Consider the following 20,093-nt stretch of genomic DNA (forward strand, 5'->3'; position numbering starts at 1 on the left):
CCGGCCTCGCCCCGGGGCGCGGTCGGTATTGAAGGCCGATGGGCCAGGTCAGAACATCCGTTCAGGAATGCGGATGATGTCGCCCGGCATCAGGTTCACGTTGGCTTGCAGGTCGCCCGATCGGACCAGGTCCTTGAGCCGCAGCGGGTAGGACTGGTAGGCGCCGTTCTCACGCCTCAGCAGTTTGGCCCCATTGCCATTGGCGAACATGGTGAGGCCGCCAACATCGATCAGCACGTCCAGCGCGGTGAGCCCGGCCCGATACGGGACCGTCTTGGGCGTCACGGCCGCCCCGATGACACGGACCGCGGCCGAGTTGCCTGGCGCGGCGAAGGCTTTCACCACGACAGTGACCACCGGCTCCTGGATGTAGTTGGAAAGCGACCGTTGGAGGTTTTCGGCCAGTTCCGTCGGCCGGCGGCCCTGCGCCTGGATGTCCTGCACCAGCGGGGTGGTGATCCGACCGTCGGGGCGGACCGGCGCTTCCACCGAAAGGTCAGGGTTCTTCCAGACGAAAATCTGGAGGATGTCGCCCGGCCCGATGAGGTAGTCGGCCGCCTCCGACACGGCCGCTGGTCGGCCAAGGTCCGTGGCGGGCTGGGCGTTGGCGGCTAGCGGGATCACCGCGCAGAGCAAGCTCACAACGCCGAGCTTCCGCCAATGACGCGCAATGCTGATCTTGAGGGTCCGTCGCCCGGACGATCCGTCAGTGGCCGCGGAGATACTCGACAGTCGACGTTCCAATGTCTGGCCCCTTTTACGCCTGCGACCCGGGGCCACGTGGCGTCGCCCCAGATCTCCGCTCGCCGCTGAACGATCGAGCGGTTGCACCTCATGAATAGGAACACTGGGACGATCATGACTATGTCGAATGATGGATCGTCGGCCGGTGAGAAGGCGCTATTCGGCCCCCGGGCGAGATGCCGCACCACACCACGAGGGCACCATGATCCCCTATGCTCGGCTCAAGCCTGGGCCCGGGTTCCAGGCGCGACGCGCGCTGTTCTACTACGGACAGCGGATGGCGACCGCGCCCGTGATCCGCCGCGCCCTGTCGTTTCTCATCGCCGCGGCCGTGCGCGTGCGACAGGGCGGACCGGTGACCTGGCCACGCGACGGGACGTGCAAAGCCGCGCTGGCCGACCTCAGGAAGGAGGGGCTGGCCATGCTGCCGCCCCTCGTTCCCCCGGTCGAGGTCAAACGGATCGCCGACTATTTCCGCGGCAACATGGTCGCCGCGCCGAACGGCGCGCGCCTCCCTATCGAACAGATACCGGCGGGCGCCGCCGCGGCGGATTACAGCCTGGAGACCGTCCTTGCCTGTCCAGGTCTGCTGACGCTCGTGAACACGCCGCGGGTTCTGCGGATCGCGGCGGACTATCTGGGCTGCAAACCCACGATTTCAAGCATCGGCGTGCGCTGGACATTCCCGTTCAGCCGCGAGGCCACGCGGTTTCAGAGCTTTCATCGCGATGTCGACGACTGGCGCTTCCTGAAGCTGTTCATCTATCTGTCGGACGTCGACGCTGGCTCGGGCCCGCACTGTTTCGTTCGAAGATCCCACGACACCGCCTTCGGATTGACCATGAGGGCCTACACGCAACTCGAAATTGAAACGCGCTTCGGGGGGCACAAAATAGCGATCGTGACGGGGCCGATGGGCACCACCTTCATGGCCGACACCTTGGGGGTGCACTGTGGCGGCCGCCCGACCACAGGCCCGCGCCTGATGCTCCAGGTGCAGTATTCGCTGCTGCCCATATTCGCATTCCGCTACGACCCCGTGGAGAGCGAGGCGATGGTGGACGCCTATTGCAACCGCCTTCTGCTGCGCCAGCGGCCCCATACGCGCGCGCGAAGGGGGTGCCCCTTTTAGCCGCGTTGATCGCGCTCACGGCGGCCGCCGAGTTCGCTGGAGGTCAGCCCCTGTTCCCCCGAATGGCCTTCAAACCAACATAAGAGGGGGATCACTTCCAGGCGCGCGGGCCAACTCCATCATCGGATGGAGGCGGTCATGACGCTCGATGGTGAAAAGCCCAAAACCAAGCGCGGCTTCGCCGCCTTCAGCCCGGAACGCCGCCGGGAAATCGCTGCTCGCGGCGGCGCCAGCGTGCCGCCTGGGAAACGCAGCTTCTCTCAGAACCGGGAACTTGCCGCCCGCGCGGGCCGTATCGGCGGAGCATCCTCGTCGAGCCATAAGGAACCCGATTGAGGCGCCCATCGGCCAAGGGAGGGGCGCGGCCTGAAAGGCCGAGCCCGACTTGGAGGCGGAACCGTCGCGACGACCCAGCCATCCCACTCGAAACCCATGAAATGATACGACGACCACCACCAGAATGAGGTCAGCGTTTCGGGCCGAGCCGCCGTCGCACTGAAGTGATGTCACCTGGACACCAGCCGGCCCGGCACGCGCAGGAGGCGGGCGGTGGTCAACCCGATCGTTCTTGAAAACCAGAAGCCGGGGACGCCCAGAAGTGTCTGGGACGCGCCCGCCAGCAACCAGATCGAAGGCTTCGCCACCCAGTTCAGCGTCGACAACGGCAGCACGGTCTCGTTCAAGATCAACCTCAATGTCGCTCAGGGCGCGACCGCTCCCTACCGCATCGAGATCTATCGGCTTGGCTACTACGGGGGCGACGGCGCGACCCTGGTCACCACCTTGAACGGCCTCACCGGCGTTCGGCAACCGGACCCGATCACCGACTCCCGAGGCCTCGTCGACGCCGGCAACTGGTCGGTCAGCGCCAGTTGGGCGACGCCGGCCGACGCCGTCTCGGGGGTCTATCTGGCCAAGCTGGTGCGCACGGACAACGGCGCCACCAACCAGGTCCCCTTCATCGTCCGCGACGACGGCGGCACGAGCGACATTCTGCTGCAGACCTCCGACACCACCTGGCAAGCCTATAACGGCTGGGGCGGGCGCAATGGACAGGTCGGTGCAAACCTCTACGGCGGTTTCGACCAGCCGGCCAACATCGCGCCGGATCAAAACCCGTCCGGCCAGGACCGGGCGTTCGCGGTCAGCTACAACCGCCCCTTCATCACCCGCGGGGGCGGCGGCACCTATGCCGGCGGGCAAGACTATCTGTTCGGCGCGGACTACGCGGCGCTCTATTGGCTCGAGAAGAACGGCTACAGCGTCTCCTATCTTTCGGGTGTGGACACCGACCGCCTGGGCGCGAACTACCTCACCAGCCACAAGGCCTTCATCTCCGTCGGCCATGACGAGTACTGGTCCGGCCCCCAGCGCGCCAACGTGGAGGCCGCCCGTGACGCCGGCGTGAACCTGCTCTTCTGGAGCGGCAACGAGGTCTACTGGAAGACGCGCTGGGAAAGCAGCATCGTCGATGGCGTCGAGTATCGAACACTGGTCTGCTACAAGGAGACCAAGTTCAACTATTCGCTGGGGGCCGGGCCGCAGGACTACCCCAACGTCGACCCGTCGAACGAGTGGACCGGCACCTGGCGCGACCTTCGCTTTGTCGGCAATCCGAACGCCGTCGGCGCGGAGCCCGAAAACGCGCTCACCGGCCAGTTGTTCGGCCCCGACGGCACGGGCGAGTTCGGCGGAGCGCTCGACATACCCGCCGCCTATGCGGGGCTGCGGGTATGGCGCAACACCAGCGTCGGACCGAACGGCGCGCTCGACATCGCCCCCGGCATCCTCGGCTACGAATGGGACTCATCGCCAGTCGACGCGTTCCGCCCCGCGGGCCTGATCAAGCTCTCGGAAACGACGATTCCCTGGAGCCAGATCCTGACCGACCAGGGCAATCGCACGGAGCCCGGCACGGCGACCCACAACCTGTCGCTCTACCGCGCCCCAAGCGGCGCCCTGGTGTTCGGCGCCGGCACGGTGTTCTGGAGCTGGGGTCTCAGCAACCAGCACGATTCCAGCCCCTACGGCGCCAACATCCAATCGGCGACGCTGCAGCAGTTCACCATCAACATGTTCGCCGACATGGGCATCCAGCCCGGCGTTTCGGACGCTATCCTGCAATCGCAGGGGCTGGTGCGGGCGCTCGGCTCCAATGATCGGATCGCCGCGACCACCACGCTGAACGATTTGCCCGACAGCGTCAGCGCCTTGTCGCCGGTGACGATCAGCGGCTCGGCCGCCGATATCGACAATGACCCGTCGAACGACGACGGCCGCGTCGCCCTCATCGAGGTGTCGATCGACGGCGGGCTGAACTGGAGGGTGGCGCAAGGCACGGCGAACTGGACCTACAGCTGGACGCCGACCACGCAGGGCGTCTACACCATCAAGGCGCGGGCCGTCGATGACAGCCTGAACATCCGCCCCGCCAACCAGCTGGCCACCGATGTCGTCACGGTCACCGCGCCACAGACGCCGGAGACCTTCAGTCTGTTCGGATCCACGGTCACACCCACGGGCCAGCTTTACAGTGACGGGCAGGCGGTCGAGCTCGGCGTCAAGTTTCAGGCGACGCAGGGCGGCGCGATCACCTCGCTTCGCTATTTCCGCGCGGCCGGCGATTCCAGCGACACCGACCAGCGCCAGGGGCATCTCTGGGCGGCCAACGGAACCCTGCTCGCGACGGTGACCTTCAATTCCGCGCCGGGCCAATCCGGCTGGCAGGTCGCGACGCTGACGACGCCGGTCACGATCCAGGCCGGCGCCCTCTACGTCGCCTCCTACAAGACCGACAACAACTACCTGGCGGCCGACAACTATTTCTCGACCACCTACAACGAGCCGTTCGGCGTGCTGAGCGCCCCGGCGAGCAGCCAGGTCGGCGGCAATGGCGTCTATGCCTACGGGGCCGGCCTGCAGTTCCCCAACCACAGCTACAACGCCGGAAACTACTGGGTCGACGTGGTGTTCGACCCGCCAAACGGCGCCAATAGGCCGCCGGTGTTCACCTCGGGCGCCGCCTTCTCGATGGCTGAGAACAGCACGCTCGTCGGCGCGCCCAGCGCGACCGACCCGGACGGGAATGCGTTGACCTACGCCATCGTGGCCGGCGACGATCGGGCGCTGTTCACGATCAATGCGAGCACCGGCGAACTGCGCTTCCTGGCCGCGCCGGATTTCGAGGCGCCGCGGGATACGGGGGGCGATAACCAGTATGCCCTGACGGTCAGCGTCTCCGACGGGATCGCGCCGGCGGTTCAGCAGGCGATCACCGTGGCCGTCACCGACCTGACCGAGGGTCCGGCCGGACCGGCGACCTTCGCCGGCCGCTCCATCACGGCGGAGTACATCTTCGGCCCGACGCCGGACACGCTATACCCAACCGCCAGCGCGAGGCAGACCGCTACCGTCAACACCACGCAGGGCGCCGTCGAATTCGCCAACCTGCCGAACGCCGATCCGTCCGCCATCGGCAACGGACAGTACGGGCTCGCGGCGGTCGATCTCGGCGCGCTGACCCTCCAAATCCAGTTTCCCCTCGACCCGGCGGTGTTCAGCCAAGCCTATGTCGCGTTCGCCAGCGCCCAGGACAAGCCCTTCAACGGCGTGCGGCTCAGCGACGCCGACGGGCTGCTGCCGATGGTCCGCGGCGTGTCGATCATCAGTCAGCGCGGCTTCACCAATCAGGCGGGAGCGGTTACGCCGCTGACGGCGAGCGACTTCACCGTGACCAGCGAGGGCGTTTTCCTCAACGTCGCCGGCAAGGGGCGGCAGGTCGACGCCGATGCCGCCACGGCCGGCGCGCAGGCGAGCCAGGTCGTGCTCTCGGTGGATCTCAACGACGCGCCGGTCGCCGACGCCGAGGCTGCGACCACCGCGCGCGATACGCCCCTCCAGCTGGCGGCGGCGACACTGCTGGCCGGAGACACCGACGCCGATAGCGACGCGCTCACCGTCAGCGCCGTCGGGAACGCGGTCAACGGAACGGCGGGGCTCAACGCCGCGACGGGAACCGTCACCTTCACGCCGAGCACGGGCTTCGTCGGGGCGGCGAGCTTCGAGTACTTCGTGATCGACGGCTTCGGCGGCAGCGCGACGGGGACAGTGACGGTCAATGTGACGCCCCCCGCGTCGAACGCGCCGCCGACCGTCAGCCCGATCAATGCGGGAACGAGCAACGAGGACGCGACGCCCCCGCTCGACATCAACCTGCTGGCCGCCGCGACCGATCCCGAGGGCCAGCCGCTGTCGGTTCAGAACCTGACGGTGACCTCGTCCAACGCTTCGCGCGTCGTGGCCTACAGCCTCCAGCCTTCCGGCGTGCTGACGCTGTCGCCGTCGCAGTTCAACGACCTGGCGCAGGGGGCCTTTGAAACCATCACGGCGAGCTACCGGGTGTCGGACGGCGTCAACACCACGCCCAACACCGCGACCTTGCGGATGGACGGCCGCAACGATGCGCCGGTGGCGGGCGACGACGTCTTCGCGACCGGGGAGGCCGTCGTGCTGACCGGCAACGTCATCACCAACCTCGCCGGCCTGGATCGCGATCCGGACGGGAACGCGCTGAGCGTGGTCGCGCTGAATGGCGGCGCGAGCGGGCTGGGGACCGCGACGCCGCTCGCCTCCGGCGCCCGGTTGACCCTGAACGCGTCGGGGGCTTTCACCTATGACCCGAACGGAGCCTTCGACACGCTGGCCAGCGGCCAGACGGCGACCGACAGCTTTGCCTACACCGTCTCGGACGGCCTGATCAGCGACATCGCGGTGGTCACCATAACCATCAACGGCCAAACCACCGCGGGCGTCGTCCTCACCGGCACGAACGGCGCCAATACCCTGAACGGCGGGCGTGGCGACGACACAATCCGGGGACTGGGCGGAGCCGATCAACTGTTCGGCGACGCCGGCGACGACACGCTCGATGGCGGCAGCGGCACGGACCGGGTGGACGGCGGTCGGGGGAACGACATCCTGCTGATCCGCGCCGCCGAGGGGCAGTTCGACACGCTGATCGGCGGCGATGGAACGGACACGCTGCGGGTCGATCCCGCCGGCGGCGCGGCGGTCCTGGAAAGGACCGCGAACATCAGCACGATCGAGGTGTTCGACGGCAGCGGCCAGGCGGTGCGGGGCAGTTCCAACGCCAACACCCTGGATTTCTCCATCTTCGCCTCGGTCGTCGGCGTCGCCTCGATTTCCGGACTGGGCGGCAACGATATCCTGACCGGCTCGAGCGGCCGCGACGTCATCAACGGCGACGGCGGCGCCGACCAGCTCAACGGCGGGGCCGGCGACGACGTCCTGTACGGCGGCGCCGGCGCGGATCGACTGACCGGCGGCGGCGGAGCCGACACCTTCGTCTATCGCGCCTTCGGCGAGTCGAGCGCCTTGGCGCGAGACGTGCTCGCGGGGTTCGACGGCGCCGGCGTGGCGGGCGGCGACCTCATCGACGTCTCGGCCCTGTCGCCGGGCCAGTTCGTCTTCAACGGCACAGGCGGTTTCAGCGGCGGCGGCGTCGCCTCGATCCGCTACGTCGTCTCGGGGGGCGTGACCGACGTGCAATTCGACAACGGCACGGGCGGCTCGGCCGAGATGGTCGTGCGGCTTGATGGCCTGTTCTCTCTTTCCGCCGGGGATTTCATCCTGTGAACCTTAGATAGCCACAGAGGCCTTGTGTCGGTGCGGGTAGGCGCAAGGCCCGGGATGACGGTTGAGAGGGGGCCGGGGGATCGCCTAAACCTCCCCCCATGATCATCCCCGCCCGCACCGACGCCGAGATCCTGGCCACCTTCGAGGTGATGGCTCAGCTGCGCCCTCAGCTCGAACGCGAGACCTATGTCGTCCGGATCCGCCAGCTGATGGCCAGCGACGGGTTCCGGCTGGCCTATGCTGCGCAGGATGGCGTGGCGCGGGCCGTGGCCGGGTATCGGATGGCGGACATGCTGTACTGCGGCCGGTTCCTCAGCGTCGACGACCTGGTGGCCGACGCGCGGGTCCGGTCGAAGGGCCACGGCAAGGCGCTGCTGGACTGGCTGAAGGCCGAGGCCCGGCGCGAGGGCTGCGGCCACCTGGAGCTGATCTCCAATGTGGTCCGCGAGGGCGCGCATCGCTTCTATTTCCGCGAGGGCCTGGCGGTGGACGCGTTCCATTTCCGGGTGAAGCTGTAGGGGGCCCTCCCCTTTTGATCCCGTCATTCCCGCCCATGCGGTGGACGGAGGGGAATGACGGCTGTAGGGGATTGGGCCGCGTGGATCCCCGTCGGTGCCGCGAGAAAACCCATCACGTCCAATGCCTTGCGAAAACATCAGCGTCACAAGTCCTCGGCGCTGAAACTCCCCTTATCCTGGTCTCACCTCGTCGCGGGAAAGGGCGCATGGCCAGCGACCGATGCGGCGGCGGGGGGCGATCGAGCGGGTAGCTCCTTCGGCCGAGGCTCGCATGTGTAGGGGTCTCGTCAAACCTCGCGTCTCTGGTGCCGGTCGGGCCTGTTATACAGATACGACGTGACGTGAGGGCCGACGGAGCAGCAGGCGAGCTTTGACAAGCTCGCGGTCCGGGACCGGGTGTCGTTGACCTGGCCCGCCCGTCGGAGGCTTCAAGGCGGCGAGGCCCGAACAGGGCTCAGCGCCGCAGGCTTCCGGATAACGACCGCGCGGAGCGATCTGGGCTTCGTCGAAACGGTTACTACTCAAACACTCCGGACGGTGTCCGGCGCTCCGCGACCCTTTCCATCAGCTCAGCGGCGATCCGCGTGAGAGCGCGAAGCCGCGCCACCAAGGTCCTCCCCCTGTGGGGCAGGTGTCGGCGCAGCCGACGGAGGGGGGAGTAATCGGCGGATGGCCGCAACCCGGACCAACGATCTCAAAACGCCCCCTACCGATCGCTGTGCGATCGCCTTCCCCCCAGGGGAAGGGCCGGATCGCGCTTGCTCCTCACCCTCTGGGGGAGGTGGCCCGAAGGGCCATAGGGGGCTCGGCGGTGGATGACGCAGAAGGCCCGAAAGGGCCGCCCTCAATAGCTCTTCGGCAGGCCCAGCACCCGTTCGGCGATGAAGTTCAGGATCATCTCGCGGCTGACCGGCGCGATCCGCGCGATCATCGCCTCGCGGAAATAGCGCTCGACGTCGTATTCCTTGGCATAGCCCATGCCGCCATGGGCCAGGACCGAGGCCTCGCAGGCCGTGAAGCCGGCTTCCGCGCCCAGATACTTGGCGGCGTTGGCCTCGGCCCCGCAGTCCTGGCCGGCGTCATAGAGGGCCGCGGCCTTGAAGGCCAGCAGGTTGGCGGCCTCCAGTTCGGCCCAGGACTTGGCCAAGGGATGGGCCACGCCCTGGTTCTGGCCGATCGGCCGGCCGAACACCACGCGCTCCTTGGCGTAGGTGGTCGCCTTGGCCAGAGCGGCCCGCCCCAGGCCGATGGCCTCGACCGCGAACAGCACCCGCTCGGGATTGAGGCCGTGCAGCAGGTAGGCGAAGCCCTTGCCCTCCTCGCCGACCAGGTCGTCGGCCGGCACGAACAGGTCCTCGATGAACAGCATGTTACACTCGACGGCCTTGCGCCCCATCTTGGGGATCGGCTTGGCCTCGATCTTCTCGCGGTCGGTATAGAACAGCGACAGGCCCTGGGTCGGCTTGGCGCACTGGTCCTTGGGCGTGGTCCTGGCGATGATCAGGATCTTGTTGGCCCGCTGGGCGCCGGTCGTCCAGATCTTGCGACCGTTCAGGCGGTAGCCGCCCTCGACCTTCTCGGCCCGGGTCTCCAGGCTCGAGGTGTCCAGGCCCGAATTGGGCTCGGTGACCGCGAAGCACATCTTGTCCTGGCCCGAGATCAGCCGCGGCAGGTGCCTGGCGCGTTGGGCGTCCGTGCCGAACTTCACGATCGGCATCGGGCCGAAGATGTTCAGGTGGATGGCGCTGGCGCCCGAGAATCCCGCGCCCGACTGGGCCACGGTCTGCATCATGATCGCCGCCTCGGTCAGGCCCAGGCCCGCCCCGCCGACGCTCTCGGGCATGGCCACGCCCAGCCAGCCGCCCTCGGCGATGGCGGCCACGAACGCCTCGGGGAAGATCCCGGTCTCGTCGGTGCGGCGCCAGTACTCGTCGTCGAAATCGGCGCACAGCTTGGCGACGCCATCGCGGATGGCTTCCTGGTCCTCGGTCAACCCAAATCCGCGCATCCGCCCCGGCCCTGTCGTCTTTATGGTTCAGGTCCTCGAGAACCGCCGCGCGTCGAGCGACGCGGCGTCCGGGCCTGGGTTATCACCCTTCAGATACGCCGCGACCAGATCGGCCACAAGCGGGGCCAGCAGCCAGCCGTTGCGCCGGGCGCCCACGGCCAGGATCACGCCGGGCGTCGCGCTCCAGCCGACCAGCGGCAGGCCGTCGGGCGTGGCGGCGCGGACGCCGACCTCGGTGGTCATCCGCGCCTCGGCCAGCTCCGGGCGCAGGCGGATCGCCGCCGCGCGCAGGGCCCGCGTCGCCGACGGATCGACGACCAGGTCGGCCCGGCCCACCTCCATGGTGGCCCCGATCGCCGGGTTCTCGCCGGGACAGACATAGACCCCCTCGCCCCGGATCACCGGCCCGGCCGCCGGCCCGCGGTCGGCGCGCAGGATCTGGCCCTTGATGGGCGTGAGCGCCGCCAGCTCCGGCGCCAAGCCGTCCCCGTCGCCCGCGCCGGTGGCCAGGACGACGGCGGAGAAGGCCGGCAGGTCGGCGGCGGCGAAGGCGCGGGGCGCGAAACGCCCGCCCAGGGCCTCGAACGCGGCCCGCAGGGCGGCCAGGGCCGGCCGGGCCTCGATCCGCCAGTCCTCGTCGTCGACCAGGGCGCCGTCCAGACGCTGGAAAGCGACGCCCAGGGCTTCGAGGCGGGCCGCGACGCCGGCCAGCCAGGCCGTCTCGCCCTCCATCCTCAGGCCGTCCCGCAGGATCGTCAGGTCCAGCCCCTCGGCGAAGGCCGGCCAGCGGTCGCGGGCGCGCCTCAGCAAGGCCAGATGGGGGGTCGAGACAGGGTCGAACACCGCCTCGGCCACCGGCGCCAGCATGCCGGCCGCCACGCCGGAGGCGTTGTCGCCAGGGGGATTGGGGTCGAAAAGCGTGACGTCGAATCCGGCGCGCGCCAAGGTCAGCGCCACCGCCGATCCGATCGCGCCGGCGCCGGCCACCGCCACCCGCGCGCGCAGCTTGGTCTCCATGGGCGGCAAACACCCCTGCTCGCGCCAAACGTCAAGTCCGGCGGGCCATTTTGCGGGCGCTACGGATGTGTCAGAGGCGTGACTAAGGCCGCCGCATGGGTCTATTCTGCGTTAACCAAGCTGGACCACACGCTCTTGGACAGAGGGCGGGCGCGCGGTCGCTCGGAGGAACGTGACGCGGATGACCGACAAACCCCCTTCCGACCTGGCCCACCCCGTCGATCTCTATGTGGGCGCACGCCTTCGGATCCGTCGAAAGGTGCTGGGCCTCAGCCAGACCCAGCTGGCCGAAGCCCTGGGCATCACCTTCCAGCAGATCCAGAAATACGAGCGCGGCGCCAACCGCATCAGCGCCTCCAAGCTGTACGAGGCCGCGCGCCTGCTGCAGTCGCCGGTGTCCTATTTCTTCGAGGGCCTGGACGAGACCTCGCGAGGCGACGTCGACGACGGATTCGCCCAGCGGATGACCCAGTTCGTGGCCACGCCGGAGGGGCTGGAGCTGGCCGGGCTGTTTCCGCGGCTGAGCGACCGGCGGCTGCGTCGCCGGGTCGTCGACCTGGTCAAGGCGATGGTCGACGACGAGCCGGCGACGGCCACGTCCTAGGGCGCGTCGGGCGAAAGTGTGGGCGGTTTCGCCCACGCGCTTGGCCAGCCGGCCGGCGTCCGTCGTCGCCGCGACAGGCCGCCCTAGCGGCGCTGTGCCGCATTCCGCGAACGCGCGTTCAAGCGCAGCCTTCAGGTCAGGGAGCAAACGCGCAAGGTCGCGATCGTCGGGAGCGTAGGGGTGAGAATATCCTCGGGGGCGGCCGTCGTCCGCATTCGGTATTGGTGGCAAGCCCATCCGATGGCCGGCCTGCTGGCGGGCTGGGTCGCGATCGCCCTGATCGGCTGGCGCGTCTGGGCCGCCCTGCATGGCCGCCAGGCCTAGGCCCCGCCCGGTGACGAAAAAGCCCCAGGGTGGAACCCGGGGCTTTTCAACGCTCTGCGATGGTACCACCTCTCGGGCTCGAACCGAGGACCTCTAGATCCACAATCTAGCGCTCTAACCAACTGAGCTAAGGCGGCGTATCGCGAGGCAGTGTCTTTAGTCGGACGCGCGGGCCGGATCAAGCGCCGAAACGGCCCTTCCACACGAAAACGCCCCGGAGCCTTGAAGCTCCGGGGCGTTCCGTTTCCGGGTCGACCGTCCGAGTCCTAGCGAGGGACCGTGAAGACGATCGGGATCGTGATCTGACCACCGTCGACCGGAGCGCCGTCAAGCGTCTTCGGCTTCATGCGGAACAGTCTCGACAGCTTCATGGCCGCATCGCCGAAGCCGTAGTCCGCCGGATTTTCCGACACGACCGAGCAGCCTTCCAGCGACCCCTTGGCGGTGACGGTGCACGACAGGGTCGCGCGGCCGCCCACTTCCATCCGCTGGGCGCGGTCGGGGTAGTAACGAGCCATGTCCTCGCCGGTGGGCTTGCGGGCCCAGTCCGGCTTGGTGATCACCGAAGCCCGAGCCGGCGGGTTCGAAGGAACCGGCGGCACGTTCGAGATCACCGGCGGAGCCGTTTGCTCGACCCGTTCCTTGACGGGCGGGATCGGCAGCGGCGGCGGCGGAGTCACGTCCGGCGGCGGCGCGATCGGCGGCCTCGGCTGCACCACCGCGGGAGGCGGGGGCGGAGCGTTGGTCGGCGGCGGCGGCGGGGGCGGAGGAGGCGGCGGCGGCGGCGGGGGCGGCGGAGGCAGCTCCACGTCCACGGCGTCGTCGTGATACTCCTTCATCACCGCTTCGAACTTTTGCTTCGCCAGGTAAGCGAAGAGAAGGCCGTGAACGCCGACAACGACGATCGTCGCGATACCGAAGGCTCCGAGACCCTTTTTGCGTCGCGGGCCTTCCGAAGTGAGCGGGTCGTAGTGGCGATGCTCAGGCGCTTGTTGTTCAGCCATGCATCACCCCTAGCTGTTCTGATCCTTGCCGATGAGCGCCACGCTGTAGAAGCCGTTATCCTGGAGAGTGTTCATCACTTCCATGAAAGCCCCGTAGCGCGTCTTTTCGTCGGCGCGGATGTAGATGCGCTCCTTGGTCGGATCGCGTCTGCCGATGTTCTTGGCGAGGTCAGCCCCCATCGAGTCAATGGTGGTCTCAAAGTCGCCAATGAAGACCGAACCATCCGCCTTGATGGAAATGTAGACCGGCTTTGGCGGAGGCGGCGTCGGTTTGGCGACCGCCGGCGGCAGGTTTACTTCGACCGACACGGAGGCGAGCGGAGCCGCCACCATGAAGATGATCAGGAGAACCAGCATGACGTCCACGAAGGGCGTGACGTTGATCTCGCTGTTCTGTTCGACGTTAAACCTGTCGCCCCCACCGCCTGAGAGTTTGGCGGCCATCGGTCTTACGCCCCTTTGTCGAGCTGGCGCGAGATGGCGTTCATCAGTTCAGCAACGAAACCTTCCGAGCGGGTGCCGTAACCCGAGATGCGGGTCTGGAAGTAGTTGTAGAAGATAACCGCCGGGATAGCGGCGAACAGACCAATACCGGTGGCCAGCAGGGCTTCGGCGATGCCGGGGGCCACGACGGCGAGGTTGGTGGTGTTGGTGTTCGCGATACCGATGAACGAGGTCATGATGCCGTAGACGGTGCCGAACAGACCGATGAACGGGCCGGCCGAACCGACCGAGGCCAGGAACACCATGCCGCCCGACAGACGCTTCACCAGCGAGGCTTGCACCGCGTTGATGGCGTAGGTCGCGCGCGACAGCGTGGAGTCGCGATGTTCGCCAGCGACGGCCAGGCCGGCTTGGCGCGACAGTTCGACTTCCTGGGCGGCCGCGGCGGCCATGTCGGCCATCGGGTTGCCTTCGAACTCTTCCGACGAACCGATGCGGGCGATGTCGGCGATCGAGCGAGCGCCGCGGAAGGCTTCCAGGAACTTGTCCGATTGCTTGTTGAGGGCGCCGAACTCGAAGATCTTGGTGATCAGCAGGACCCACGAGAAGACCGAGGCCAGGATCAGGCCGATCATGACGACCTTAACGACGGCGCCAGCGGCGAGGAACATGCCGACCGGGGTCAGCGAGTGACCTTTCTTCTCGCCAGCGGCGGCGGCGTCTTCGGCAGGCGGGGCGGCTTCGGCGGGAGCGGCGGCGGCCGGAGCGGCGGCGGCGTCACCGGCCGGGGCGGCCGCTTCGGTGGTGGCCGGCGCAGGAGCCGCAGCATCCTGAGCGAAGGCCGGGGCGCTCGCCATCAACGCCATGGCGCCGACGAGAGCGATGAGGGGGGTCTTCCGTTTAATGTCGAGCATCTGTCGCCAGTTCCTGATTGGTCTAGCACGTTTGGACCGAGGGTCGTCGCGCGAGAGCGTCTCCACCCTAACTTGAATAGCCTGCCTGACGCTCGATCGCTCGAAAGCCTTGCAGACCCGCTTCGCTGCGCTCGACCCGTTACGCCCCCCAAGCCGGGCTCATGCCCATCAAGAAGGATCGTTTCGAAGCGCGTGTGATCGCCGCCCCCGAGGAGGCTTCGATCTTACCGCAATGTTAGAATTGCGGCAGGGGTCCTTTGGCAACCCCTTTTCGCACCGTCAAGGGGTGCGACGGGGCATAAATTCGCCGCCCCCTCGACGCACCCACCGCCGTTGCCGCACCGCACAAATCGGAAATCAGGATTTGAGGGCGGTTTTTCCCTGCCAAAGGGAATATCGATGTTGCAGCGCAGCATGTTTACAAAACATCGGTCGCGCACACCGGATCTAAACGCGTACCGCGCGACAGTTCAATCTAGCCGGGAAGACAATCGCCGGAGATCTGACCTTTCTCCACCAGCCCGCCCGCGCCCGCGGCGCCTGGCCAGGAGACGATTTTCACCCCCAACCCTGTCGTTCTGGGCCCAAAAACCGGAAAAGCGCGCGTTCCCCGATGGCGATGGCGCTCCGTTTCCGGACAGGACGGCCTGGAACGCCGCGACAGCGGCTGGGATCATCCCGACGCGCCAGCGCCTCATCTCGGCCGTCCTGATCCCTCGCGAGCGGCTCCGGGAACTTCGGCGCGGTCCACGAAAATTGAGCGGGGGCGACCGATTTCGCCCGGCTTGAGAAAGGCGCCGCTAAAATTTCACATCTGCCCTGAGGCGGACGCCAGTGATCAAGTTCGCGGCGCCAGCGGGTAGTCATGCTTCAGGTTCGCGACGACTTCGAGCCCGCCCCGCGAGAGATCCAACACTGGCGGGGCGGAAAGGGAGGTGGTGCCTGGGGGCGGATTCGAACCACCGACACGCGGATTTTCAATCCGCTGCTCTACCAACTGAGCTACCCAGGCCCTGGGCCTAAAAGACGGTCGAAACCGCCCTGGCGCCCGCCCGACGGCGGGGAGCCGCGTCTATAGGGGAGGCTAAAAACGAAGTCCAGTCCCTCTTGAAGCGATCGCGAACTATTCCCGGCCGAAGTCTGTGGACGGCGGATTTTCCTCGTCCTCGTCGGCTCCTGGCACCACGTAGCGGTCCGACAGCCAGCGGTTCAGGTCGATGTCGGCGCAGCGCTTGGAGCAGAAGGGCCGGAACTCGGGGGTCGTCGGCTTCTTGCAGATCGGACAGGCGCTCATGACGACGAGACCTCCAGGCGGTCGTTGGGCCAGTCGGCGACGACGGCCAGGGTGAAGCGGCGGCCGATCCTGTCGGCCAGGGCGCTGTCGAGCCCGGCGAAGGCCTCGGCGACCGCGGGACCGCAGCGCCCGACCAGCTTGCCGCCGGGATCCGCCCGCCCCTCGCGCTCGAAGGCCCGGACCAGGCGAAGGGCGCCGGCGCGGGCCGACAGCCTTCCCGATTCGTCCAGCAACCGGTCGAGAATCGGCTGGGTCCGGCGGGGCACGATCATCTCCAGCGCCCCGAACTTGCTGATCGGACCGATGCCCACGCCGGGATTGTCGACGGCGAAGGCGTTGCGGGCCGCGGTGGTCAGGGCGGGACCGTCATGGCCCCGGCCGACCAGGTCGAAGACCACCAGGCCGGCCAGACCCTTCAGGCGCAGGATGCGGGCGGCCGTCGCGAAGGCGGCCATGTTGGCGGCGCGCGCCGCCTTCTTGGAATCGCCCTCGCGAGCCCCGAGATCGACGTCGACGGCCACCAGGGCCCGGGTCGCCTCGATGCTGACGTCGCCGCCGCCCGGCAGGGCGAAGACCGTGGCCAGGGCTTCGGCCTCGGCGGCCTCGACGGCCTCGAGGGCCGCCAAGCCCTGAGTCGGCGAACCGGACCTGACCCAGAGGCGCAGCAGCTCGTCGATGGTCGGGGCGTGGGCCAGCACGCGCGGCTCGCCCTCCGCGGGGCCGACATAGCGGGCCACGGCCGACTTGTCGCGGCGCGAGGGGCTGCGAATCTCGACCTCGACCACCTGGCCCTCGACCAGCTTGGGCATGTCGGGCTTGAGGGCCAGCAGCAGGTCGGCCCCGCCCGGCAGGGCGACGAAAGCCGAGTTGAAGGCGCGTTCTATCTTCCTGACCCGCGCGACGCCTCGGACGCCTTCGGCGTCCAGCGGGTCGTCCCCGTCCCATTGGGCGACCAGGCGCTCGGGGCGGCCGTCCAGGGTGACGACCCCGACAGTCTCGCCGATTCCCTTGTAGAGGTAGGCCCGCCGTTCGCTCATTTTCGATAGCCCAGGCCGGTCAGCAGGTTCAGCGTCTCGTACAGCGGCAGGCCGACCACGCTGGTATAGGAGCCGTGCAGGTCGATGATGAAGCCGCCGGCCACGCCCTGGACGCCGTAGCCGCCCGCCTTGCCGTTCCATTCGCCGCCGGCCAGGTAGTCGGCCTGCTCGGCGTCGGACAGATGCTTGAACTGCACGCGGGTCTCGACCAGCCGCGAGGCCTCGCGACCGTCGGGGGCGATGGCGGCGACGCCGGTCAGGACCTTGTGGTTGCGCCCCGACAGTAGCCCGAGGCAATGGGCCGCCTGCTCCGGCGTCTCGGCCTTGGGCAGGATGCGGCGACCGACGGCGACCACGGTGTCGGCGGCCAGGACGATGGCGCCGGGCGAACGCGGCGCGACCGCCCTCGCCTTCTCTATCGCCAGGCGCAGGGCGTGGCGTCGCGGAGTCTCGTCGCGCAGCGGCGTTTCATCGATGTCGGCGGGATCGACCCGATCCGGGGCGACGCCGACCTGCGCCAGCAGGTCCAGGCGCCGGGGGCTCGCGCTGGCCAGGACCAGCGGCGTCCGCTGGACGACCATCGCCAGCCCTACTTGAAGCGGTAGGTGATGCGGCCCTTGGTCAGGTCGTAGGGCGTCATTTCCACGAGCACCTTGTCGCCGGCCAGCACGCGAATGCGGTTCTTGCGCATCTTGCCGGCGGTGTGGGCGATGATCTCGTGATCGTTCTCCAGCTTCACGCGGAAGGTCGCGTTGGGCAGCAATTCGCTGACCGTACCGGGAAACTCGAGCAGTTCTTCCTTAGCCATCAGGCCTCTCAAAACGGGTGACGCCATGCCGGTAAGACTCCTCGACGATTGAGTCGAGGAGCGGATCGCGGCTGCGAGGCGGGGTGTATAGCGCATTCACCCCCCGAACGTCGATGGCGCGCCGAAACGTTGTCGTATCGCCGTGGCCAAGGCGTCACGCACCTCGCGGTAGGCCGCCAACATGGCCTCTCGCGAGCCGTCCGCAAGGGTCGGGTCGTGGGTCGGCCAGTATTCGATGTCGGTGGCGCGGTCGCGGGCCAGCTCGACGGCCCGATGCTGGGCCTCGGGGGTCAGGGAGATGACGACGTCGAAGCTGTCGTCCTCCAACTGGGCGAAGCTCTTGGGCTGGTGGCCGCTGACGTCCAGGCCCATCTCGTCCAGGACCACGGCGACGAACGGGTCGACACCCTCGTCGGTGGGGTCGGGCTTCAGTCCGCACGAATCGACGAAGGCCCGGTTGCCGTAGAAATGCTTGAACAGCGCCTCGGCCATCGGCGAGCGCACGCGGTTGTAGTTGCAGGCGAACAGGACGGCGTCTGGCAGGTTCCCCACCCTGCTAGCCCCGCCAGTGCAGCGCGCAGATGAGGGTGAACAGCCGACGGGCCGTGTCGAGGTCGGTCTTGACCTTGCCCTCCAGCCGCTCGCGCAGCAGGTTCGAGCCCTCGTTGTGCAGGCCGCGCCGGCCCATGTCCAAGGCCTCGATCTGCTGGGGCGAGGAATTGCGGATCGCCGAATAGTAGCTGTCGCAGATCATGAAGTAGTCCTTGATCACCCCCCGGAAGGGCGACAGGGACAGCAGGTGGCGGCGCTCCTGCCCGCTCGGGGCGACGATGTCGAAGGCCAGGCGGTTCTCGACCAGGGACAGCTTCAGGTCATAGGGCCCGCCCGGCGACTCGACCGGCTCGAAATAGTTGCCGTCCAGCAGGTCGAAGATCGCCACCTGCCGTTCCTGCTCCTGGTCGCGCGAGGCGGCCGCCAGGCTGTCCTCGTCGATGAGGACCGATTTCAGGAACTGGGTGGCCTTGGCGTCGGACATCGTGGGCAGACTTGCCTCTTAGGGCTTGGAAGGCAATCGAATCGACGCCGACAGGGCATGGGCCGGCAGGCCCTCGGCCTGGGCCAGGGCCACCGTGTGCGGCCCCAGGATCCCGAACGCGGCCGCGTCGCATTTCACGATCGAGGTGCGCTTGAGGAAGTCGTAGATCGACAGGCCCGACTGGAAGCGCGCCGCGCGGCTGGTGGGCAGCACGTGGTTGGAGCCGGCCACGTAGTCGCCGATGGCTTCGGGCGTCAGGCGGCCCAGGAAGATCGCCCCGGCGTGGCGCACCCGGTCGGCCAGGCGCTCGGGGTCGTCGATGGCGAACTCGACGTGCTCGGGGGCCAGCAAATCCACCAGGCGCGGGCTGTCGTCCAGATGGCAGAGGATGATCGCCCCATGGTCGCGCCACGATTCGGCGGCGTCGGCCCCGGTGGCCAGGGTCTTCAGCAGGGCGTCGACGGCGTCCGACACCGCTTGGGCGAAATCCTCGTCGTCGGTGATCAGGATCGACTGGGCGGCCGGGTCGTGCTCGGCCTGGCTCAGCAGGTCGGCGGCGATCCAGGCCGGATCGTTGTTGGCGTCGGCGACCACGACGATCTCGGACGGGCCGGCCAGGGCGTCGATGCCGACCACCCCGTAGAGGCGGCGCTTGGCGGCGGTGACATAGGCGTTGCCGGGGCCGACGATCTTGTCGACCGGCTGGATCGGGCCCGCGCCGAACGCGAGCGCCGCCACGGCCTGGGCCCCACCGACCCTCCAGATCTCGGTGACCCCGGCCTCCCTGGCGGCGGCCAGCACCGCCGGCTCCAGCTTGCCCGGAGGGGTGACCATGGCGATGCGGTCGACGCCGGCCACCTGGGCGGGCACGGCGTTCATCAGCACGGTCGAGGGATAGGCCGCGCGGCCGCCGGGCACATAGACGCCCACCGCCTCCAGCGGCGTCCAGCGCCAGCCCAGCCGCACGCCGGCCTCGTCGGTCCAGCTCTGGTCGGTCGGGCGCTGGCGGGTGTGGAAGGCGCGGATGCGGGCGGCGGCGAAGGCGATGGCCTCGCGGACTTGCGCCGAGCATTCGGCGGCGCCGGCCTCGATCTCCTCGGCGGTGACGCGGATCGTGTCCTCGGTCAGCTCCACGCCGTCGAAGCGGCTGGTGAAGCTGAGCACGGCCCGCAGCCCGTCGGCCTGCACGGCGTCCAGCACGTTGCGCGCGGCGGCGTCGACATTCTCCGGCGCGCCCCGGCGCTCGTCGAGGAAGGCCTTGAAGGCGGCGGCGAAGGACGGGTCGGAGGCGTTGAAGCGGCGCATTGGGCCTAGATGCGGGTTTTTGGATGGGATGCAAGTTCTGATGCGCCGGCGAGCCCCCTCCGGCCCTTCGGGCCACCTCCCCCAGAGGGGGAGGATCTGAACGGCCGCCGCCGCGCGGCATAGCTGCTCCCCCTCTGGGGGAGCTGTCGGCGAAGCCGACTGAGGGGGCCTTTCGCAGGCACAGCTTCTCATTCTCACGCCTTGGCTGTGAGGCTATGGAAAAGGGTCGCGGAGCGCCGGACATCGTCC

At 68.2% G+C, this 20,093-nt stretch carries 19 protein-coding genes and 2 tRNA genes; 6 read left to right on the forward strand and 15 right to left on the reverse strand.

What is annotated here, in order from left to right:
* Positions 1 to 48: 48 nt before the first annotated feature.
* Positions 49 to 744 carry an XrtA/PEP-CTERM system exopolysaccharide export protein gene (locus AC07NX_RS01030; protein WP_494638328.1) on the reverse strand — a complete coding sequence of 232 codons (696 nt, stop codon included), beginning with the start codon at positions 742 to 744 and terminating at the stop codon, positions 49 to 51.
* A gap of 202 nt (positions 745 to 946) precedes the next feature.
* On the opposite strand from AC07NX_RS01030, the gene AC07NX_RS01035 reads away from it, so the two are divergent.
* The 4 genes from AC07NX_RS01035 to AC07NX_RS01050 all read left to right on the forward strand — a co-directional run bounded on the left by AC07NX_RS01035 (position 947) and on the right by AC07NX_RS01050 (position 8,049).
* A complete protein-coding gene (locus tag AC07NX_RS01035) occupies positions 947 to 1,876 on the forward strand; it encodes a phytanoyl-CoA dioxygenase family protein (protein WP_494638330.1) in 930 nt (309 codons plus the stop codon).
* Positions 1,877 to 2,014: 138 nt separating this feature from the next.
* A complete protein-coding gene (locus AC07NX_RS01040; protein WP_081942556.1) occupies positions 2,015 to 2,212 on the forward strand; it encodes a stress-induced protein in 198 nt (65 codons plus the stop codon).
* Between the two features lie 213 nt (positions 2,213 to 2,425).
* Positions 2,426 to 7,531, forward strand: a complete 5,106-nt coding sequence (locus AC07NX_RS01045; RefSeq protein WP_494638332.1) for a N,N-dimethylformamidase beta subunit family domain-containing protein — start codon at positions 2,426 to 2,428, stop codon at positions 7,529 to 7,531.
* 98 nt (positions 7,532 to 7,629) lie between these two features.
* The gene (locus AC07NX_RS01050; RefSeq protein WP_494638334.1) at positions 7,630 to 8,049 is read left to right on the forward strand and encodes a GNAT family N-acetyltransferase; all 420 of its coding nucleotides are present in this window, start codon (positions 7,630 to 7,632) and stop codon (positions 8,047 to 8,049) included.
* Positions 8,050 to 8,893: 844 nt separating this feature from the next.
* Here AC07NX_RS01050 and AC07NX_RS01055 read toward each other — a convergent pair.
* Both AC07NX_RS01055 and AC07NX_RS01060 read right to left on the reverse strand, forming a co-directional pair.
* Positions 8,894 to 10,057, reverse strand: coding sequence for an acyl-CoA dehydrogenase family protein (locus AC07NX_RS01055; protein WP_494638336.1), 1,164 nt, complete (start codon positions 10,055 to 10,057; stop codon positions 8,894 to 8,896).
* 27 nt (positions 10,058 to 10,084) lie between these two features.
* Positions 10,085 to 11,074, reverse strand: a complete 990-nt coding sequence (locus AC07NX_RS01060) for an NAD(P)/FAD-dependent oxidoreductase (protein WP_494638338.1) — start codon at positions 11,072 to 11,074, stop codon at positions 10,085 to 10,087.
* Positions 11,075 to 11,255: 181 nt separating this feature from the next.
* Between AC07NX_RS01060 and AC07NX_RS01065 the strand changes: the two genes are divergently transcribed.
* Positions 11,256 to 11,678, forward strand: a complete 423-nt coding sequence (locus AC07NX_RS01065; protein ID WP_494638340.1) for a helix-turn-helix domain-containing protein — start codon at positions 11,256 to 11,258, stop codon at positions 11,676 to 11,678.
* A 180-nt stretch (positions 11,679 to 11,858) separates the two neighbouring features.
* The gene (locus AC07NX_RS01070) at positions 11,859 to 12,002 is read left to right on the forward strand and encodes a hypothetical protein (protein ID WP_494638341.1); all 144 of its coding nucleotides are present in this window, start codon (positions 11,859 to 11,861) and stop codon (positions 12,000 to 12,002) included.
* Between the two features lie 60 nt (positions 12,003 to 12,062).
* Here the strand turns inward: AC07NX_RS01070 and AC07NX_RS01075 are convergent.
* From AC07NX_RS01075 to hisD, 12 genes are all read right to left on the reverse strand, one after another.
* Positions 12,063 to 12,139, reverse strand: a tRNA-His gene (locus AC07NX_RS01075).
* Between the two features lie 129 nt (positions 12,140 to 12,268).
* Complete coding sequence (locus tag AC07NX_RS01080; protein WP_494638343.1) at positions 12,269 to 13,006, reverse strand: energy transducer TonB family protein; 738 nt, start codon at positions 13,004 to 13,006, stop codon at positions 12,269 to 12,271.
* 9 nt (positions 13,007 to 13,015) lie between these two features.
* Positions 13,016 to 13,450, reverse strand: coding sequence for a biopolymer transporter ExbD (locus tag AC07NX_RS01085; RefSeq protein ID WP_494638345.1), 435 nt, complete (start codon positions 13,448 to 13,450; stop codon positions 13,016 to 13,018).
* Positions 13,451 to 13,455: 5 nt separating this feature from the next.
* Positions 13,456 to 14,364, reverse strand: coding sequence for a MotA/TolQ/ExbB proton channel family protein (locus tag AC07NX_RS01090; protein ID WP_494638346.1), 909 nt, complete (start codon positions 14,362 to 14,364; stop codon positions 13,456 to 13,458).
* A gap of 936 nt (positions 14,365 to 15,300) precedes the next feature.
* Positions 15,301 to 15,376 (reverse strand) — tRNA-Phe (locus AC07NX_RS01095).
* Positions 15,377 to 15,487: 111 nt separating this feature from the next.
* A complete protein-coding gene (locus AC07NX_RS01100; protein ID WP_035071219.1) occupies positions 15,488 to 15,658 on the reverse strand; it encodes a DNA gyrase inhibitor YacG in 171 nt (56 codons plus the stop codon).
* Positions 15,655 to 16,695, reverse strand: a complete 1,041-nt coding sequence (locus tag AC07NX_RS01105; RefSeq protein WP_494638348.1) for a ribonuclease E/G — start codon at positions 16,693 to 16,695, stop codon at positions 15,655 to 15,657. Before AC07NX_RS01105 ends, AC07NX_RS01100 begins: the two co-directional genes overlap by 4 nt.
* A complete protein-coding gene (locus AC07NX_RS01110) occupies positions 16,692 to 17,276 on the reverse strand; it encodes a Maf family protein (protein ID WP_494638349.1) in 585 nt (194 codons plus the stop codon). The genes AC07NX_RS01105 and AC07NX_RS01110 overlap by 4 nt, the downstream gene beginning before the upstream one ends.
* 8 nt (positions 17,277 to 17,284) lie before the next feature.
* Positions 17,285 to 17,503: a translation initiation factor IF-1 gene (gene infA / locus AC07NX_RS01115; RefSeq protein ID WP_004617696.1), complete on the reverse strand. Its 219-nt coding sequence runs from the start codon at positions 17,501 to 17,503 to the stop codon at positions 17,285 to 17,287.
* A 96-nt stretch (positions 17,504 to 17,599) separates the two neighbouring features.
* Entirely contained in the window at positions 17,600 to 18,055 is a 456-nt protein-coding gene (locus tag AC07NX_RS01120) for an arsenate reductase/protein-tyrosine-phosphatase family protein (protein ID WP_494638351.1), read from the reverse strand.
* A gap of 4 nt (positions 18,056 to 18,059) precedes the next feature.
* The gene (locus AC07NX_RS01125; RefSeq protein WP_494638353.1) at positions 18,060 to 18,539 is read right to left on the reverse strand and encodes a UPF0262 family protein; all 480 of its coding nucleotides are present in this window, start codon (positions 18,537 to 18,539) and stop codon (positions 18,060 to 18,062) included.
* Positions 18,540 to 18,557: 18 nt separating this feature from the next.
* Positions 18,558 to 19,844 (reverse strand): histidinol dehydrogenase, encoded by a 1,287-nt coding sequence (gene hisD / locus AC07NX_RS01130; protein WP_494638355.1) that lies wholly within the window; start codon positions 19,842 to 19,844, stop codon positions 18,558 to 18,560.
* Positions 19,845 to 20,093 lie beyond the last annotated feature (249 nt).

This window comes from Caulobacter sp. GW821-FHT09A05, assembly GCF_059418465.1.

Bases quoted from the DNA above. Each gene is read 5' to 3' on its own strand.
- AC07NX_RS01035 (WP_494638330.1), top strand. From the start codon at position 947: ATGATCCCCTATGCTCGGCTCAAGCCTGGGCCCGGGTTCCAGGCGCGA.
- AC07NX_RS01040 (WP_081942556.1), top strand. From the start codon at position 2,015: ATGACGCTCGATGGTGAAAAGCCCAAAACCAAGCGCGGCTTCGCCGCC.
- AC07NX_RS01050 (WP_494638334.1), top strand. From the start codon at position 7,630: ATGATCATCCCCGCCCGCACCGACGCCGAGATCCTGGCCACCTTCGAG.
- AC07NX_RS01055 (WP_494638336.1), bottom strand. From the start codon at position 10,057: ATGCGCGGATTTGGGTTGACCGAGGACCAGGAAGCCATCCGCGATGGC.
- AC07NX_RS01060 (WP_494638338.1), bottom strand. From the start codon at position 11,074: ATGGAGACCAAGCTGCGCGCGCGGGTGGCGGTGGCCGGCGCCGGCGCG.
- AC07NX_RS01065 (WP_494638340.1), top strand. From the start codon at position 11,256: ATGACCGACAAACCCCCTTCCGACCTGGCCCACCCCGTCGATCTCTAT.
- AC07NX_RS01080 (WP_494638343.1), bottom strand. From the start codon at position 13,006: ATGGCTGAACAACAAGCGCCTGAGCATCGCCACTACGACCCGCTCACT.
- AC07NX_RS01085 (WP_494638345.1), bottom strand. From the start codon at position 13,450: ATGGCCGCCAAACTCTCAGGCGGTGGGGGCGACAGGTTTAACGTCGAA.
- AC07NX_RS01090 (WP_494638346.1), bottom strand. From the start codon at position 14,364: ATGCTCGACATTAAACGGAAGACCCCCCTCATCGCTCTCGTCGGCGCC.
- AC07NX_RS01100 (WP_035071219.1), bottom strand. From the start codon at position 15,658: ATGAGCGCCTGTCCGATCTGCAAGAAGCCGACGACCCCCGAGTTCCGG.
- AC07NX_RS01105 (WP_494638348.1), bottom strand. From the start codon at position 16,695: ATGAGCGAACGGCGGGCCTACCTCTACAAGGGAATCGGCGAGACTGTC.
- AC07NX_RS01110 (WP_494638349.1), bottom strand. From the start codon at position 17,276: ATGGTCGTCCAGCGGACGCCGCTGGTCCTGGCCAGCGCGAGCCCCCGG.
- infA (WP_004617696.1), bottom strand. From the start codon at position 17,503: ATGGCTAAGGAAGAACTGCTCGAGTTTCCCGGTACGGTCAGCGAATTG.
- AC07NX_RS01125 (WP_494638353.1), bottom strand. From the start codon at position 18,539: ATGTCCGACGCCAAGGCCACCCAGTTCCTGAAATCGGTCCTCATCGAC.
- hisD (WP_494638355.1), bottom strand. From the start codon at position 19,844: ATGCGCCGCTTCAACGCCTCCGACCCGTCCTTCGCCGCCGCCTTCAAG.